Source organism: Xanthomarina sp. GH4-25 (assembly GCF_045363175.1).
In the GTDB taxonomy this organism is placed as follows: Bacteria; Bacteroidota; Bacteroidia; order Flavobacteriales; family Flavobacteriaceae; genus Xanthomarina.
Genome location: NZ_JBJFLO010000008.1, coordinates 126,531 through 142,687, shown reverse-complemented (window position 1 = coordinate 142,687; position 16,157 = coordinate 126,531). Strand labels below are relative to the sequence as shown.

At 31.5% G+C, this 16,157-nt stretch carries 18 protein-coding genes; 10 read left to right on the top strand and 8 right to left on the bottom strand.

Features of this window, described 5'->3' with window-relative positions:
- Positions 1-73: 73 nt before the first annotated feature.
- The 5 genes from dapF to ACI5KZ_RS12820 all read left to right on the top strand — a co-directional run bounded on the left by dapF (position 74) and on the right by ACI5KZ_RS12820 (position 4,100).
- Entirely contained in the window at positions 74-853 is a 780-nt protein-coding gene (dapF, locus tag ACI5KZ_RS12840) for a diaminopimelate epimerase (protein WP_109310133.1), read from the top strand.
- A complete protein-coding gene (locus ACI5KZ_RS12835) occupies positions 847-1,368 on the top strand; it encodes a GNAT family N-acetyltransferase (protein WP_109310132.1) in 522 nt (173 codons plus the stop codon). Before dapF ends, ACI5KZ_RS12835 begins: the two co-directional genes overlap by 7 nt.
- Positions 1,368-2,411, top strand: coding sequence for an endolytic transglycosylase MltG (gene mltG, locus ACI5KZ_RS12830; protein ID WP_109310131.1), 1,044 nt, complete (start codon positions 1,368-1,370; stop codon positions 2,409-2,411). The genes ACI5KZ_RS12835 and mltG overlap by 1 nt, the downstream gene beginning before the upstream one ends.
- Positions 2,412-2,415: 4 nt before the next feature.
- Positions 2,416-3,327 carry a DUF2279 domain-containing protein gene (locus tag ACI5KZ_RS12825; protein ID WP_406847844.1) on the top strand — a complete coding sequence of 304 codons (912 nt, stop codon included), beginning with the start codon at positions 2,416-2,418 and terminating at the stop codon, positions 3,325-3,327.
- Positions 3,328-3,434: 107 nt separating this feature from the next.
- Entirely contained in the window at positions 3,435-4,100 is a 666-nt protein-coding gene (locus ACI5KZ_RS12820) for a peptidoglycan-binding protein LysM (RefSeq protein WP_165815851.1), read from the top strand.
- A 4-nt stretch (positions 4,101-4,104) separates the two neighbouring features.
- Here ACI5KZ_RS12820 and ACI5KZ_RS12815 read toward each other — a convergent pair whose 3' ends face one another.
- The 4 genes from ACI5KZ_RS12815 to dnaA form a co-directional block, all read right to left on the bottom strand.
- Positions 4,105-4,821: an SAM-dependent methyltransferase gene (locus ACI5KZ_RS12815; protein ID WP_406847843.1), complete on the bottom strand. Its 717-nt coding sequence runs from the start codon at positions 4,819-4,821 to the stop codon at positions 4,105-4,107.
- A gap of 1 nt (position 4,822) precedes the next feature.
- Entirely contained in the window at positions 4,823-6,241 is a 1,419-nt protein-coding gene (locus tag ACI5KZ_RS12810; RefSeq protein ID WP_406847842.1) for a PQQ-dependent sugar dehydrogenase, read from the bottom strand.
- A gap of 74 nt (positions 6,242-6,315) precedes the next feature.
- Positions 6,316-6,768, bottom strand: coding sequence for a low molecular weight protein-tyrosine-phosphatase (locus ACI5KZ_RS12805; RefSeq protein ID WP_406847841.1), 453 nt, complete (start codon positions 6,766-6,768; stop codon positions 6,316-6,318).
- Between the two features lie 28 nt (positions 6,769-6,796).
- On the bottom strand, positions 6,797-8,224 hold the full coding sequence (dnaA, locus tag ACI5KZ_RS12800; protein WP_406847840.1) for a chromosomal replication initiator protein DnaA: 1,428 nt from the start codon (positions 8,222-8,224) through the stop codon (positions 6,797-6,799).
- Between the two features lie 184 nt (positions 8,225-8,408).
- Here dnaA and ACI5KZ_RS12795 point away from each other — a divergent pair, with 184 nt between their 5' ends.
- A complete protein-coding gene (locus tag ACI5KZ_RS12795) occupies positions 8,409-8,807 on the top strand; it encodes a thioesterase family protein (RefSeq protein WP_109310127.1) in 399 nt (132 codons plus the stop codon).
- Here ACI5KZ_RS12795 and ACI5KZ_RS12790 read toward each other — a convergent pair.
- The 4 genes from ACI5KZ_RS12790 to ribD are packed head-to-tail and all read right to left on the bottom strand — an operon-like array spanning position 8,804 to position 11,889.
- Positions 8,804-9,421 (bottom strand): IMPACT family protein, encoded by a 618-nt coding sequence (locus ACI5KZ_RS12790; protein ID WP_406847839.1) that lies wholly within the window; start codon positions 9,419-9,421, stop codon positions 8,804-8,806. The genes ACI5KZ_RS12795 and ACI5KZ_RS12790 overlap by 4 nt on opposite strands.
- Positions 9,421-10,284, bottom strand: coding sequence for an EamA family transporter (locus tag ACI5KZ_RS12785; RefSeq protein ID WP_406847838.1), 864 nt, complete (start codon positions 10,282-10,284; stop codon positions 9,421-9,423). Before ACI5KZ_RS12785 ends, ACI5KZ_RS12790 begins: the two co-directional genes overlap by 1 nt.
- Positions 10,281-10,892, bottom strand: coding sequence for an HAD-IA family hydrolase (locus tag ACI5KZ_RS12780; protein WP_406847837.1), 612 nt, complete (start codon positions 10,890-10,892; stop codon positions 10,281-10,283). Before ACI5KZ_RS12780 ends, ACI5KZ_RS12785 begins: the two co-directional genes overlap by 4 nt.
- On the bottom strand, positions 10,885-11,889 hold the full coding sequence (gene ribD / locus ACI5KZ_RS12775; protein WP_406847836.1) for a bifunctional diaminohydroxyphosphoribosylaminopyrimidine deaminase/5-amino-6-(5-phosphoribosylamino)uracil reductase RibD: 1,005 nt from the start codon (positions 11,887-11,889) through the stop codon (positions 10,885-10,887). The genes ACI5KZ_RS12780 and ribD overlap by 8 nt, the downstream gene beginning before the upstream one ends.
- A gap of 23 nt (positions 11,890-11,912) precedes the next feature.
- Here ribD and ACI5KZ_RS12770 point away from each other — a divergent pair, with 23 nt between their 5' ends.
- The 4 genes from ACI5KZ_RS12770 (at position 11,913) to ACI5KZ_RS12755 (ending at position 16,092) form a co-directional block, all read left to right on the top strand.
- Positions 11,913-12,404, top strand: a complete 492-nt coding sequence (locus tag ACI5KZ_RS12770; RefSeq protein ID WP_109310122.1) for a GNAT family N-acetyltransferase — start codon at positions 11,913-11,915, stop codon at positions 12,402-12,404.
- Positions 12,401-13,276, top strand: a complete 876-nt coding sequence (gene prmC, locus ACI5KZ_RS12765; RefSeq protein ID WP_406847835.1) for a peptide chain release factor N(5)-glutamine methyltransferase — start codon at positions 12,401-12,403, stop codon at positions 13,274-13,276. The genes ACI5KZ_RS12770 and prmC overlap by 4 nt, the downstream gene beginning before the upstream one ends.
- Before the next feature lie 3 nt (positions 13,277-13,279).
- On the top strand, positions 13,280-15,277 hold the full coding sequence (ligA, locus tag ACI5KZ_RS12760) for an NAD-dependent DNA ligase LigA (RefSeq protein ID WP_406847834.1): 1,998 nt from the start codon (positions 13,280-13,282) through the stop codon (positions 15,275-15,277).
- Between the two features lie 125 nt (positions 15,278-15,402).
- The gene (locus tag ACI5KZ_RS12755; protein WP_406847833.1) at positions 15,403-16,092 is read left to right on the top strand and encodes a hypothetical protein; all 690 of its coding nucleotides are present in this window, start codon (positions 15,403-15,405) and stop codon (positions 16,090-16,092) included.
- Positions 16,093-16,157 lie beyond the last annotated feature (65 nt).

Below are 16,157 nucleotides of genomic sequence, written 5' to 3'. Positions count from 1 at the left end.
CGATTTTTAACGCTTGTTTTAACGCCTATTTAACATGACATAAACCATGTATAATTCTTATATTTGTCTGCCTATGGAATTCACATTTTATAAATATCAAGGAACAGGAAACGATTTTGTCATGATAGATAACCGTCAGCAGGTTTTTGATAAAACCAACACAAATCTAGTTGCCAAACTTTGCGACAGACGTTTTGGCGTGGGTGCAGATGGGCTTATTTTATTAGAAAACCATTCGAAATTAGATTTTAAAATGGTCTATTTTAATGCAGATGGAAACGAAAGCACCATGTGTGGAAATGGCGGACGTTGTATTGTTGCTTTTGCTAAGCAATTAGGAATTATTGAGAATCAAGCTACTTTTGAGGCTATCGATGGTTTGCATCAAGCCATAATAGAACATGAGGTTATTAAGCTTCAAATGCAAGATGTTGATTTGGTTGAAAATTATCAGCAACATCAATTTTTAGATACTGGCTCACCACATCATGTGCAATTAGAAACTAATTTAAAAGCATTAGCAATTAAAGAGGTCGGTTCAAAAATTCGTTATGGACACCCCTATAATGAAGCTGGAGTTAATGTGAATTTTGTAAAAAAACTTTCGAGTGATAGTTTTCAGGTACGAACTTACGAACGTGGCGTAGAAGACGAAACCTTATCTTGTGGAACAGGAGTTACTGCCGTGGCATTAGCCATGTTTGAAACCGGTGAGACTTTAAGCCATTTGGTAAACCTTGAAACAGAAGGTGGAAAACTGCAAGTGTCTTTTGAAAAACATGATAATATGTATAAAAATATTTGGCTTATTGGACCAGCAACTTATGTTTTTAATGGAACTATTTTATGCTAACACTAAAAGGAGAACATATCTATTTGCGTGCTCTAGAACCAGAAGATTTAGAGTTTATCCATGCTATTGAAAACGACGAATCAATTTGGGAATTAAGTGGTACAGAAACGCCATATTCTAAGTTTTTAATCAAGCAATATCTTGAAAATTCACATAAAGATATTTACGAAGTTAAACAATTACGTTTAGTAATTTCAAATTATAGCAACATAGCACTTGGTATGATAGACTTGTTTGATTTTGATTTTAAAAACCGGAAGGCTGGTGTTGGAATTCTAATTAAAGAGACCAAAGAAAGACAAAAAGGAATTGGTAATGAAGCTCTAGGTTTGCTTATTGATTATTGTAAATCTCATTTAAACCTACATCAATTGTATTGTAATATTTCAGAAGAAAATGATGCAAGTTTAAAGCTATTTTCAAAACATGGATTTCAAATTATAGGATTAAAAAAAGATTGGAACTATGTAGATGGTTCCTATAAAAACGAATATTTACTTCAACATATAAATTAATGTATTTTAAAAAAATTCTACTCGCCATTCTTTTAATCGGATTAGTTATTGCTGGTCTATTTGCAAACTATGTTTATCGCGTTATGTTGGTGGATAATACAGCTTTTAACAACGAACAGGCATTTATTTATGTGCCAACTGGAGCTACTTATTCTGATGTAAGAGAGCAATTAATGCCCTTGTTGAAAGACATTGAAAAGTTTGATGCTCTAGCTAAACAAAAAAAATACATATCTAATATTAAAGCTGGTCGCTATGCTATTAAAAAAGGAATGAACAATAACGATATTATTAATTCAATAAGAAGTAAGAACCTACCAATAAAACTAGCTTTTAATAATCAACCAAATCTAACAGCATTGGCTGGAAGAGTGTCTATGCAAATTGAAGCTGATAGCCTGAAATTGGTTGAGGTTATGAATGATGAATCATTTCTTACTAAGAAATCTTTTACAAAAGCAACAGCATTAGGTATGTATATCCCTAATAGTTATGAGTTTTTTTGGAATACTTCAGCCAAACAATTTCGTGATAAAATGTTAACAGAATACAACCGTTTTTGGAATGACAGCAGAAAAGCCAAAGCCAAAGCAATTGGGTTAACAGAAGAGGAGGTCATGACGTTAGCTTCTATAGTTCATGAAGAATCTAAACAGGCTGTTGAACAACCTAGAATAGCAGGTGTTTATTTAAACAGGTTACGAATAGGTATGCCTTTGCAAGCAGATCCAACCTTAAAATTTGCTGCCTACCAATTACCAGAATATAAGGGAACTGTGATTAAGCGTGTTTTGAACATTCATAAAGAAATCAATTCACCTTATAACACTTATATGTATGCAGGTCTGCCTCCAGGATTAATTACTATGCCAGATATTTCAGCTATTGATGCTGTACTAAACCCTGAAACACATCAATATCTTTATTTTGCTGCAGACGCAACAAAATTAGGGTATCATAAATTTGCTAAAACACTTAGTCAGCATAATGCAAATGCTAGGGAGTATCAAAGGTATTTGTCGTCTCAAGGCATTAAGAAATAGGCTTTTGAAAAGACTCTTTAAGCATATCGTTTTAGCATGTTTAATAACAGGAACTTCTTTTTCGCAAAGTCAACTAAACACTTTTCTTAAGCCAAGCGATTCTTTAAATAAGTCAAGACGAAATACTGTAGTCATTTCTGAAGCTTCTATTGCTACTCTTACTTTAGTTGGATTAAACCAACTTTGGTATGCAGATTACCCTAAATCCAAGTTTCATACATTAAATGATAATAACGAATGGTTGCAAATGGATAAGCTTGGACATGTATACTCATCCTATCAACTAGGTAGGATAGGAGCTAACATGTTAGCTTGGAGTGGTGTTAGTAAAAAAGACCAACTTATTTATGGTTCTACCATTGGAGTTGCTTTTTTAACAGTTGTAGAGGTTTTTGATGGGTATTCTGAAGAATGGGGTTTTTCGTGGGGAGATATGGCAGCGAATGTTACTGGTGCAGGATTGTATGTAGGTCAAGAATTACTTTGGGATGAACAGCGCTTTACTTTAAAATATTCTTTTCATAGAACAGATTATGCGCAGCAAAACCCTGATAAATTAGGGAATGGTTTTTCAGAAGAATTTTTAAAGGATTACAACGGACAAACCTATTGGTTGAGCTTTAACATCCATTCATTTTTTAAAGACAGCAAGATCCCAACATGGTTGAATGTCGCTTTAGGTTATGGAGCAGATGGTATGATTTCTGGCACGAATACTAATGGAAACGAAGCTAAAACATATCAAAGTCCATACAGACAATATTACTTTAGTTTGGATGTGGATTTAACAAGAATTAAAACAAATTCTCATGTTTTAAGAACGATTTTTGACGTTTTGAACGTGATAAAAGTGCCTTTTCCAGCCTTGGAGTTCAACGGAGAAAATGGCATAAAGCTACATGGAATCTACTTTTAAAAGCACTTAATCGATTAAGTTTCAGATATTAAAAAAAAGCCTTATATTTGCATGCTGAAATTTTCAAGTAATTATCACATAGATTTTTACTGAAGAAATTTAAAAATATGATAAAAAATATTGGAAGTTACTTAGCGTTATCACTTACAATATGTTTCTTATTGTTTGGGTCGATTTATATGAATAAATCGGTTAAAGAAAAAAACTATACATCTCCAAGATATGCAGCTAATATTGCAAATCATGGCGAGGTAATTAAAGACAACTTATTTCCTGTTCACGAACCACAACCTATTTATTCACCTACTTTAGGTAAAACTCTAGTTGGCTTTAAAGAAGCTCTAGGTTTTAAAGAGTCTGGTGGTGATTATTTTACAGTGAATACTTTTGGTTACTTAGGAAAGTACCAATTTGGTAAAGAAACATTGAAAATGATTGGAATTTATAATCCAGTTCATTTTTTGAAAAATCCAGAATTGCAAGAAAAAGCGTTTATTGCAAACGCAGAACGTAACAAGTGGATTTTAAGAAAAGATATTAAGCGTTTTTCAGGAAAAGTGATAAATGGTACTAAAATTACCGAATCAGGTATTTTAGCAGCAGCACATTTAGCAGGAGCAGGTAACGTAAAAAAATATCTAAGAAGCTATGGTGAGTTTGGATTCTCTGATGCTTATGGAACATCTATTTCATATTATATTAAAAAGTTTTCAGGTTACGATACCTCTAAAATTAAACCAAATAGAAAAGCTAAAGTGAAACATACGGCATAATTAGCTATTCTTTATGAATAATAAATAGCGTAGGTCTTTTATGAAGGTCTACGCTATTTTTTTTCCAGTCGTTTACTGTTTGTGTTTTTATATATTCAGTAGACATTGTAATGTCGCAAGCGACACAAACCAAAGTATGTTCGTTTAAAGTAGCACAAATATCCTCTAGTAGTTTGTTATTTCTATAAGGAGTTTCTATAAAGGCTTGAGTTTGATTTTGACTAAAGGATAGTTGCTCGAGACGTTTTAATTCTTTTTTCCTTTCAGATTTTTCAATTGGCAAATAGCCATTAAAAGCAAAACTTTGACCATTCATACCAGAACTCATAATAGCCATAATAATGGAAGAAGGTCCTACTAAAGGAACTACTTGAATGTTTTTTTTATGTGCTATTTTTACAACATCTGCACCAGGATCTGCAACAGCAGGACACCCAGCTTCAGAAAGTAAACCTACATTTTTCCCTTGTAAACAAGGGTTTAAAAATGAAGGAATTTCGGTTGTATCTGTAAACTTGTTTAAATGAAACATGTGTAATGCAGACTGTCTTTTACTTGGTTTTATTTTCTTAATAAAACGTCTGGCAGTTTTTTCATTTTCAACAATATATATATCTATTTGTTCAATGATTTTCTTTACAGAAATAGGTAATACTTCTAAAGGCTCTGTGTCTCCAAGAGTAGTAGGAATTAGATAGAGTTTTCCGATTTGGCTTGTCATTTTAATTTAAGATGAGTTTGTGGGTTCTTTTAGATCCGGTTTCAGAAATTAATTCTGTTAAATAAAATCCTCTAGACATGTCTTTTGTTGAAATTTTCACGGAAGATGATTTATTATCAGAAATCGATTTTACTAATTTTCCTTGTAAATTATAAATATTGATGGTTTCAATAGTCAAAAGAGAATTAGTAATTTCTATTGTAAATTGATTTGTAGCTGGGTTTGGGAAAATTTGCACATCAAAAAACGAGTTTTCATCAACGCTTAAATTGGCGTCTACAATTTTATAAATATCTCCAGAATCGATACCAGCAATATAGATTTCGCCTTGAACATCTTCTCCAAATGCAGTCCAGCCATTACCGTTATATTGTTCTGTAAAAGTCATATTCCAAGCTCCTCCTGTGTTTTCAAGAATTCCAATTTCATCACTACAATAATCTGCAAAAAAATACAAGCCTAGTAATGCTGGTTGCGCTGTTCCTCTATATCTATAGCCTCCTGTGATGGAACATTTAAAATTACCACTAGTTGTATGTGTGTATTGAGAAACTGGAAAGGTTAAATCGTTAGTATCGTCAGGGCAGTCTCCCGATGTGTCATAAACCTGATTTCCTTCATAACAACGCCATCCATAATTAATTCCTGCCTGATTTATGGGATTCATGTTTATTTCTTCTATTTGGCCTTGACCAACATCGGCAATCCATAAATCGTATGTGTCTCTGTCAAAAGAAAACCTCCAAGGGTTTCTTAATCCTGAAGCCCAAATTTCTGGTAAAGCATTAGGGTTTTCTGCATTAGGATAAGGATTATCATTTGGAATAGCATAATTATTGCCTCCTTGAGAATTATTCACATTTATACGAAGCATTTTGCCTAGTAACGTTGTTAGGTCTTGAGATCGGTCTCCTGGATCTCCTCCATTCCCTCCATCTCCTAAACCTATATATAGATATCCATCGTTACCGAAAGCTAAATCACCTCCATTATGATTGGAATAGGGTTGTGAGATAGTCATTAAAACTTCTTCAGTTGTATCGTCGGCCACATTAGAATTTGGTGGGTTTGTAATAAACCTAGATACAACAGTATCTCCATTACTATTAATATAATTAACAAAGAAAAAACCATTTGAGATGTATTGAGGGTGAAAAGCCAAACCTAATAAACCACGTTCGCCACCACTTAATACACGGGAACTAATATTAATAAAAGGAGTTGTATTTGTAGAGCCTTCTGGATTAACTATTTTAATGATGCCGTCTCTTTCTACAACAAAGAGTCTCTCGTCCTCTGCATGTTTTATACTTACTGGGTTTGTAAATCCAGAAGCAAATAAATTTAATTCTATATCTTGAGAAAATAGAATAAATGGAAATATTATTAATATAAATAGGAAATTCAAACTTTTTTTCATTCTATTTTTTTTAGGAATTATAATACAAATTACAAAAAAACATGAAGAAAACTAAGATTGAAGAAAATCAATTATTATAGAATTTTTTTGGCAATTTCATTACAGGCTTCATCTAGCATTTTAAATGTGCTCTCAAAGCCTTGAATACCTCCAGTATAAGGATCTGGAACATTATAATTCTGATCTGGATAAATTTCATTAAGAATAAATTTAACTTTTTCTTTATCGGTTTCGGTTCTAGCTAACTTAATAACATTTTGATAGTTGGAACTATCCATAACATAGATAAGATCAAATTTATCGAAATCTATTTCAGTAAATTGTCTCCCTTTTTGATTAGAAATGTCCAAACCATATTTTTTTGCTACTTTAATAGAGCGAAGATCTGGAGGGTCTCCAACATGGTAATTTCCTGTTCCTGCAGAATCAATAATGTATTTGCTGGACGGTAATTTATCTCTTAATATACCTTCTGCTAATGGCGAACGACAAATATTGCCCAAGCAGACCATTAGAATTTTAGTCATAATTGTAAATTAAAAAAGTAATTAAAATTTAAACAGATAATTTTTTAGAAAGGTCCTCAACGTATTTTCGAAATTGCTTGTCGGTAGTAGATAAATTATCTACTGTTTTACATGCGTGCAAAACAGTAGCATGGTCTCTTTTTCCTATTTGAGAGCCAATACTAGCTAGAGAAGCTTTTGTTAGTTTTTTTGCAAAAAACATAGCTAATTGCCTTGCTTGTACGATATGTCGTTTTCTAGTTTTAGATTGTAGCGTGTCAATATCCATTTGAAAATAATCTGAAACAATTTTCTGGATATAATCGATTGAAACTTCTCTTTTTGTGTTTTTAACAAATTTCTCAACCACTTGTTTTGCCAAATCAATGGTGATCTCTTTTTTGTTAAATGAAGATTGAGCAATTAATGAAATGATAGCTCCTTCTAATTCGCGAATATTAGACTTAATATTTTTGGCGACATATTCAACAATATCATCAGGCATTTCTACACCATCACGATATAATTTGTTTTTTAATATAGAAACACGAGTTTCAAAGTCAGGACTTTGTAATTCGGCAGAAAGACCCCATTTAAATCTAGATAATAAACGTTGTTCAATATCTTGCATATCTACAGGAGCTTTGTCACTAGTTAAAATAACTTGCTTCCCATTTTGATGCAGATGATTAAATATATGAAAGAACACATCTTGAGTTCCTGTTTTTCCAGAAAGAAACTGAACATCATCAATAATTAAGATGTCTATTATTTGATAGAAATGGATAAAATCGTTTCTATTATTCTTTTTAACTGAATCTATATATTGTTGTGTAAATTTTTCAGCAGAAATATATAAAACCGTTTTCTCTGGGTATTTATCTTTAATATCTACGCCAATAGCATGCGCTAAATGTGTTTTTCCTAGACCAACACCACCAAAAATAAGTAGTGGGTTGAAAGACGTTCCTCCTGGTTTAGAAGCAACAGCTAATCCTGCACTTCTAGCCAATCGATTAGAATCACCTTCTAAAAAGTTTTCAAAATTGTAATTAGGGTTTAATTGCGACTCTATTTTTACATTTCGAATTCCAGGTATTACAAACGGATTACGTAATTCTGGACTTTTATTATTCAATGGAATATCTACATCTTGGGCTTTGACAGCTGTTCTGTTAGAACTTGGAATTCTTTCAGTAAAAGGTTGTTTGTTGCCATAAGTGTTTTCCATTTTAATAATGTAAACAAGTTTGGCAGTTTCGCCCAATTCTTTTGTAAGCGCTACTTTTAAAATCTTAACATAATGTTCTTCTAGCCATTCGTAAAAGAATTTACTAGGCACTTGAATGCTTAGAGAGTTTTCAGAAAGCTTCACTGCTAAAATAGGTTCAAACCAAGTTTTATAGGCTTGAGGTTGAATGTTATCCTTTATGAATTCAAGACAATTGTTCCATACCGATTGCGCAGTTACACTCATTATTATTTTTGAAATTTACTCGTTAGTTATTAAAAGAGAAATGGAATTCTCTGACTGATTTTATAGCTTGACAAATATGTGAACAAAATTCTTAAAAAAAAAATCAATTGCTATTGAATTTAAAGAAATTTTTTCGCATGTTTAAAGCATTGCCTAAACTACAAAAAATAATTCTAAAAGCGTTATGATTTTCGATGAAATACCAATAAGAGTGAGATATGGTGAAACAGATCAAATGGGAGTAGTTCATCATGGAAATTATGCATTATACTTAGAAATGGGTAGAACAGAATGGTTGAGAAAAAAAGGTGTTTCGTATAAAGAAATGGAAGCAGATGGTGTGATGTTACCTGTAATCTCCATGAGTTTAAATTTCAAAAAGTCAGCAGTTTATGATGAGGTTGTTAAAGTGAAAACACAACTAAAAAAAAGACCTTCTGTTAGAATTGAATTTGATTATGAAATTACAAATGAAGCTGGAGACATTTTAGTTATTGCAAATACCGAATTGGCTTTTATTAATATGAAAACTAAAAGACCTATGAAATGTCCCGATTATATTCTGGAAAAACTAGATTATTAATCTTCAAGCTCTTTTATTTCAACTTCAAAAATTGAATTAAAGTTTTTTAGAGTTTTTTCTACTTCTTTCAATCTTACAGAAATTACAATCTTACAATCTAATTCTAAAGTCTGATTGACAATAATTAGATTTTTTTCTTTTATAACACGCATAACTTTATTCATGTTTTTGTAATCGAAACGTATCTCAAACTGTTTATTGATGGTTTTAGATACAATTTTGGATGCTTCTAAAGCCATTTGTGCCGTAGTTTTATAAGCATTAATTAAACCGCCAACGCCAAGCTTTACACCTCCAAAATATCTTACAACAACTATTAAAATATTGGTAACCTCAAACGATTGTATTTGCCCATAAATAGGCATACCAGCACTATTATTGGGTTCGCCATCATCATTGGCTCTAAACTGAATATTATTTTCGTTAGTACCTATTTGATAGGCATAACACCAATGTCTTGCAGAGTGATGTTGTTTTTTTAATTCGTCTAAGTGGTCTTTAACAGTATCTTCATTTAAAACCGGAAATGTGTAACCAAAAAACTTGCTGTTTTTGTCTTTAAAAAGAACCTCTTTTGAGGGTTTGCTTATAGTTTTGAAAATATCTTTTATCATTATGCTAAAGTTACTAATAAGATTGAAATAATGGCTAATCCAACACCAATCCAGTTTTTAAACGATAACTTTTCTTTAAAAAGTAACAAACCAATTAAAGATGTAAACAATATAATAGATACATTATTTATAGTAAAAATAGCAGAGCTCTCTAAATTTTCATGATTTAATGCTTTTAATAGATAATATATAGACGCGTAATTCACGATTCCTAATGCAATACCTCCAAGGATGCTTTGTGGATTGAATATAAATTCTTTTCGAATCATTTTTACGATTAGAATGCCAATTCCAATACAGGCTGCAAAAAAGAAAATGGTAGCAGAAAATAATGGAATACCACCTTCTTTAAGGTAGGTAGTTTCAATATATTTTATTGAGGTGTCAATGATTCCTGAGCCTAAAAATAAAATTAAAGGTAAAAGCAAGTTGTTTTTAAAGTGAAATTTCGCCCCTTTTTTAATCGACACAAAATAGACTGCAAATAAAGCAAGTAAGATGCCTGAAAGTTTTTGAAACCCAGTACTTTCATTATACATGTAAATGCCAAATACTACAGGAATAATGACACTCATTTTTGTAGCAACCGAAGCGACCGATAAGCCGTTTCGTTGTGATGTTATTGCCATAACATTAAAAATACTTATAAATAAAAACCCAAGAATTAAAGCGCCAAAAAACCATTCAGTATGGATAATTTCTTGAGTGTTTAATGGGTTTTTAGAAGTGATAAATCCACAGAAACACGCTGTGATATAATTAAAAACAATAGCTTGCAACGTATTTATTTTGAATCTATCAAATAATTTGAAGATTAAAAAAATGAGTGTAGAAGCTAAAATGCTTAATAATAAATAAATCAAAAGAATTCTTTTTTAGCAGTGAATAAATCTACAATGTCTTGACTAGTTTCGTCTATATTCCAAACATGCATTCCTAGTTGTTTTGCGGCTTCAGTATTTTCAAAAGTGTCGTCAATAAATAAACAATCAGTAGGATTAAGATTGTTTTCTTTTAAAACAAAATTGTAAATACTACTATCTGGTTTCCTTAATTGAATTTCATGCGACAAGTAAAATTTATGAAAACAATTTTTAAAATCATTATAAAAAGATACGCGTTCTTTAATACAATCTATATGAAGTTCGTTTGTATTACTTAATAGAATCAGGGTGTATCTATTTTCCTTAGCAAGTTTTTTAATAAATTCTAAACGATGTTCTGGGAAGTCTTTTAGGATGCAATTCCAAGCATAAAGCACATCTTCTTCATCTAAATCTGGAAAATTTTCTAAGTAAAAAGCAATGAATTCTTCAGTTGATATTAAGCCTTGCTCATAAAGGCAGTTAAAGGCAATTATTTCATCTGAAAGTGTTTCAAGCTTAAAAAGTTCTAAAACCTGTTTCATGGCTCCTTGCTTATCTAGATTGATAAAAACATCACCAAAATCGAAAATAAGAGTTTTAATCATTTATAAAAAAAATTAAAGAATCTTCTAGAATGGAAGACTCTTGATTTTGCTTTTTTTTAAAGTTAGGAGCTTTTATTCCGTGTGTAAAAGTTGTATTCCCAATAAAAACCCGAGCTTCATCCCAAAGGTTTTCATCAATAAATGTTTGAAGAGTTTGAGATCCTCCCTCTATTATTACAGATTGAATATCTTTATAGTGTAGTAGCTTACAAATTTGTAAAGCGACATGACTTGTATAGTCTATCTCATTATTGGTAACAACTATAGTTTCAGCATCATTATTAAAGATCTGATAATCTTTAGAAAGCTTATTTGTTTTATCTAAAACGATTCGTATGGGGTTTTTTCCAGTCCAATCTCTAACGGTTAGACTAGGGTTGTCTTCTATTACTGTATTTGTGCCAACTAAGATTGCTTGTTCTTCCGATCGCCATTTATGAACTAATTGTCTAGATAATTTATTTGTTATCCAAACAGGCTGTTGGTTGATTTTAGATTTAGGAGCTATAAAACCATCTTGTGTTTCAGCCCATTTCAAAATAATGTAAGGACGTTTTTTGTCGTGAAATGTAAAAAAGCGTTTATGATGCTCTTTGCAGGCATCTTCTAATACACCAACAGTCACTTTGCATCCAGCAGCTTTTAATTTTTCTATACCTTTTCCGGCTACTTTGCTATGTGTATCTATAGTGCCAATAACTACATGAGGTATGTGATTATTAATAATTAAATCGCTACATGGAGGTGTTTTTCCAAAATGGCTACAGGGTTCTAAGGTAACATAAAGAGTCGCTTCAGATAATATTGATTTGTTTGTAACAGATTCTATAGCATTTACTTCTGCGTGATTTCCACCATATGGACTTGTATAGCTTTCACCTATTATTTTGTTATTATGAACAATAACACAGCCCACCATTGGGTTTGGAGCTGTAGTTCCTAATCCATTTTTGGCGATTTCAATACAACGTTTTATGTATTTTTCATGTATCTTCACAGGCGTAAAAATAGCACAATAAAGTGAGCAATAATAATATTGTAATTAGAGAAATTACATTAAAAGATAATAAGCAAATAGCACAAGTAATTAGAGATGTACTAATTGAATTTGGTGTGCCTAAGGTTGGTACTGCTTATGCAGATGTCTCATTAGATAAAATGACAGAAACATATCATGGTGGAAAGTCGAGTTATTTTGTAATTGATAACAATGGGAAAATAATAGGAGGAGCAGGAATAGCTCCATTAGACAATTTTAAAGGGAATGTTTGTGAGCTTCAAAAAATGTATTTTCTTCCTGAAGCTAGAGGAATGGGTTTAGGAAAGCAAATGATGGATGCCTGTCTTAAAAAAGCCAAAGCTTTTGGGTTTGAAAAATGTTATTTAGAAACCATGCCATATATGGATGATGCTAGAAAACTATATGCTAAAGAAGGTTTTGAGTCTTTAGAGAAACCTATGGGAAATACAGGTCATTTTTCCTGTAATGTTTGGATGATAAAAGAATTATGAGATTAAAAGACATACAAAACATTTTTCATAAAGAGCTGGATGCTGTATTTGGAAAGGACGAAGTAGGCAGTTTCTTCAATATATTAATATCTCATTATTTAAAATTAAATCGGATAGCTTTGATTCTTGATCCAGATTTAACAATAACAAAAGAAGAAGAGCAGCCATTGTTTGAAGCATTAAGCAGATTGAAACAGGAAGAGCCTATTCAATACATTATTGGTGAAACCGAATTTTATGGATTGCCTTTTAAGGTGAATGAGTACACCTTAATTCCAAGACCAGAAACAGAAGAATTGGTTGCATGGATTTTAAAATGTCAATTAGAGCGAAGTAAAGAATCTATAACCACAATTTTAGACATTGGAACAGGAACAGGTTGTATTGCCATTTCATTGGCAAAAAACCTTTCTAATGTGCAAGTGTATGCTTTAGATGTTAGTGAAGAAGCTATAAAAATTGCGAAACAAAATGCTGAATTAAATAATGTAAAAGTAAACTTTATTAAAGCAGATATTTTGAATAAAAAATCATGGAATTCGGAATTTAAAGCATTAGAATTTGATTTGATTGTGTCCAATCCGCCATATGTAAGGCAATTAGAAAAAATAGAAATAAAGAATAATGTATTAAAATACGAGCCACATTTAGCTTTATTTGTAGAGGATAAGAATCCTTTGCAGTTTTATGAGGTTATTGCAAATTTTGCTGTTGATAAATTGAAGGAAAAAGGACTCTTGTTTTTTGAAATTAATCAATATCTTGGAACCGAAACGAAGCAATTATTACAAGATAAAGCTTTTGTTGATTTGGATCTGAAACCAGATATTTTTGGGAATAATCGTATGTTAAAAGGAATAAAGAATATTTAATTCATGACTATTAAAGAACAGATTTTACAATTAAGAGACGAGTTAAATAAGCACAATTATAATTATTATGTGTTGGATAATCCTACTATTAGTGATTTTGATTTTGATACAAAATTAAAACAGCTTCAAGAATTAGAAGCCAGTTATCCAGAGTTTTTCGATGCCAATTCGCCAACACAAAGAGTAGGAGGAGAGATTACTAAAAATTTTGAAACCCTTATTCATGAACAGCGTATGTATTCTTTGGATAACTCGTATTCTAAAGAGGATTTGTTGGAATGGGAAACTAGAATTAAAAAACTAGTTGATGGTGAATTGCAATTTACATGCGAACTTAAATATGATGGTGCATCCATAAGTCTGACTTACGAAAATGGAAACCTCATAAAAGCTGTTACTAGAGGAGATGGTGTTCAAGGAGATAATGTAACAGCTAATGTTAAAACCATTAAGTCTGTACCATTACAATTAAAAGGTGATTTTCCAGAAAAATTTGATATTCGTGGCGAAATAGTTTTGCCTTGGGAAGGCTTTAACAAAATGAATGAAGAGCGAATAGAAATAGGAGAGGAGCCATACAGAAACCCCAGAAATACAGCCTCTGGAAGTTTAAAGCTTCAAGATAGTAGCGAAGTAGCAAAAAGACCTTTAGAATGTTTGTTATATAGTATTGTAGGAAACAATTTAAATATAAACACACAATTTGAAAGCTTAGAAAAAGCACATGCTTGGGGATTTAAAGTGCCAAATGCTGCGAAACTGGTAAATTCTATCGACCAGGTTTTTGAATTTATAAATTATTGGGACGAGCACAGACATCATTTGCCTTATGAAACGGATGGTGTAGTTGTAAAAGTTAATAACCTGCAACAGCAAGAAGAACTTGGTTTCACTGCAAAAGCACCACGTTGGGCAATAGCTTATAAGTTTAAAGCTGAACAGGTTTCAACACGATTAAATGAGATTACATATCAAGTTGGAAGAACTGGGGCTATAACACCTGTGGCTAATTTAGAGCCTGTGGAATTGGCAGGAACAACTGTAAAACGAGCATCCTTACATAATGCCGATCAAATAGAGAAATTAGATATTCGAGTTGGAGATGAGGTATTTGTTGAAAAAGGAGGAGAAATTATTCCAAAGATCATTGCAGTCGATTTAAGTAAAAGACCAGAAAATTCTCAGCCAACAAAATATATTACGCATTGTCCGGAATGTGAAACAGAATTAGTAAGAACCGAAGGAGAAGCACAACATTATTGTCCTAATTACAATGGCTGTAAACCACAGATTATTGGAAGGATTCAGCATTTTATTTCTAGGAAAGCCATGGATATAGAAGGGTTGGGAGGAGAAACAGTTGCATTGTTAGTACATGAAGGTTTGATACATAATTATTCAGATTTATATGAACTAACAAAAGAACAAGTGATTCCGTTGGAACGTATGGCTGAAAAAAGTGCTGAAAATTTAATTAAAGGAATTGAATTATCTAAAACAGTACCATTTGAACGTGTTTTATTTGCATTGGGGATTAGGTTTGTTGGTGAAACTGTCGCAAAAAAACTTGCAAATCACTATAAAAACATAGATGCTTTAATTCAAGCAACTCATGACGATTTAATTCATGTAGATGAAATAGGTGTAAAAATAGCAGAAAGCGTGATCGATTTTTTTAGCTCAGAGCTTAATAAAGACATGATTAATAGGCTTCGTGGATTTGGGGTGCAATTAGAAATTTCAGCTGAAAAACTAGCCAATCAAACCAATAAACTGGACGGGAATATTTTTGTTGTCTCTGGCGTGTTTCACATTGTGTCAAGAGATGAACTAAAAAAACTTATTGAAGATAATGGAGGCAAGGTGTCTTCTTCCATATCAGGAAAAACTAGTTATATTATAGCTGGCGATAATATGGGGCCAAGTAAAAAAGAAAAAGCTGAAAAACTAAAAATCTCAATAATTACAGAGCAAGATTTTTTAAGAATGATCCAATACTAACATCATTGTTGGTTTCAAGCCGATAAACTGTACTTTATTACCGATTAATTTTAATATTTAAAATATATTTGTAGTCTAATGAGGAAATTGTTTTCTAATAATAATATTTAAACTCATTGCTTATTATGATTCAACTTTTGTTTTCATCTATGATTTTAGGGATAGTAGATTCTAATATTTTCGAAATATTAGAATTATTGTTTGTGCCTATATTAACAATTGTTTATTTAATAAGCATAAAAGAGAAATCACTATTGTTTACTTTGTTTTTAATAACTTATTCTGTTTCAGATCTCATAAACATTATGGATCAAGACATGCTTTCAGAAGTTATTTATTTTATTTGTAATTGTCTTTATATACTTGCTTATGTGTTTTTATTGTTCGAAATTTTAAAAACGATCAAATTAAAAACTATTTTAAAAAAATTCCCAGCTCATTTTATTATTCTGTTGTTGCTAAATCTGTATATTATTTTTGTTATGGCAACCATTATAAATCCGATTGATTTTGAGACTAACCACCTTGGTATTGTTAGAATTATAGAACACCTGTATAATTTCGTGTTACTTTCTTTACTTAGCATGTCTTTTCTAAATTATTTATTACATGAAGACAACAAAACACTTCTTTTATTTTGTGGTTGTTTATCCATTACTTTTGCAGAATTGTTATTAATAGGCTATTACTATCTATCTGAACAAATGCTGGCTATTGGATTTGTCTCTACCTTATTACATGTTTGTGCATTTGTTTTATTTTATTTTTATTCTAAAATTAAATCATATAAAGAAGAATCAATAGAATTACAATAATTCATTGAGAATGCTACAATCCACTATTTCCCATTTACACCAAAAGAATTTCTAATTTATTAAAA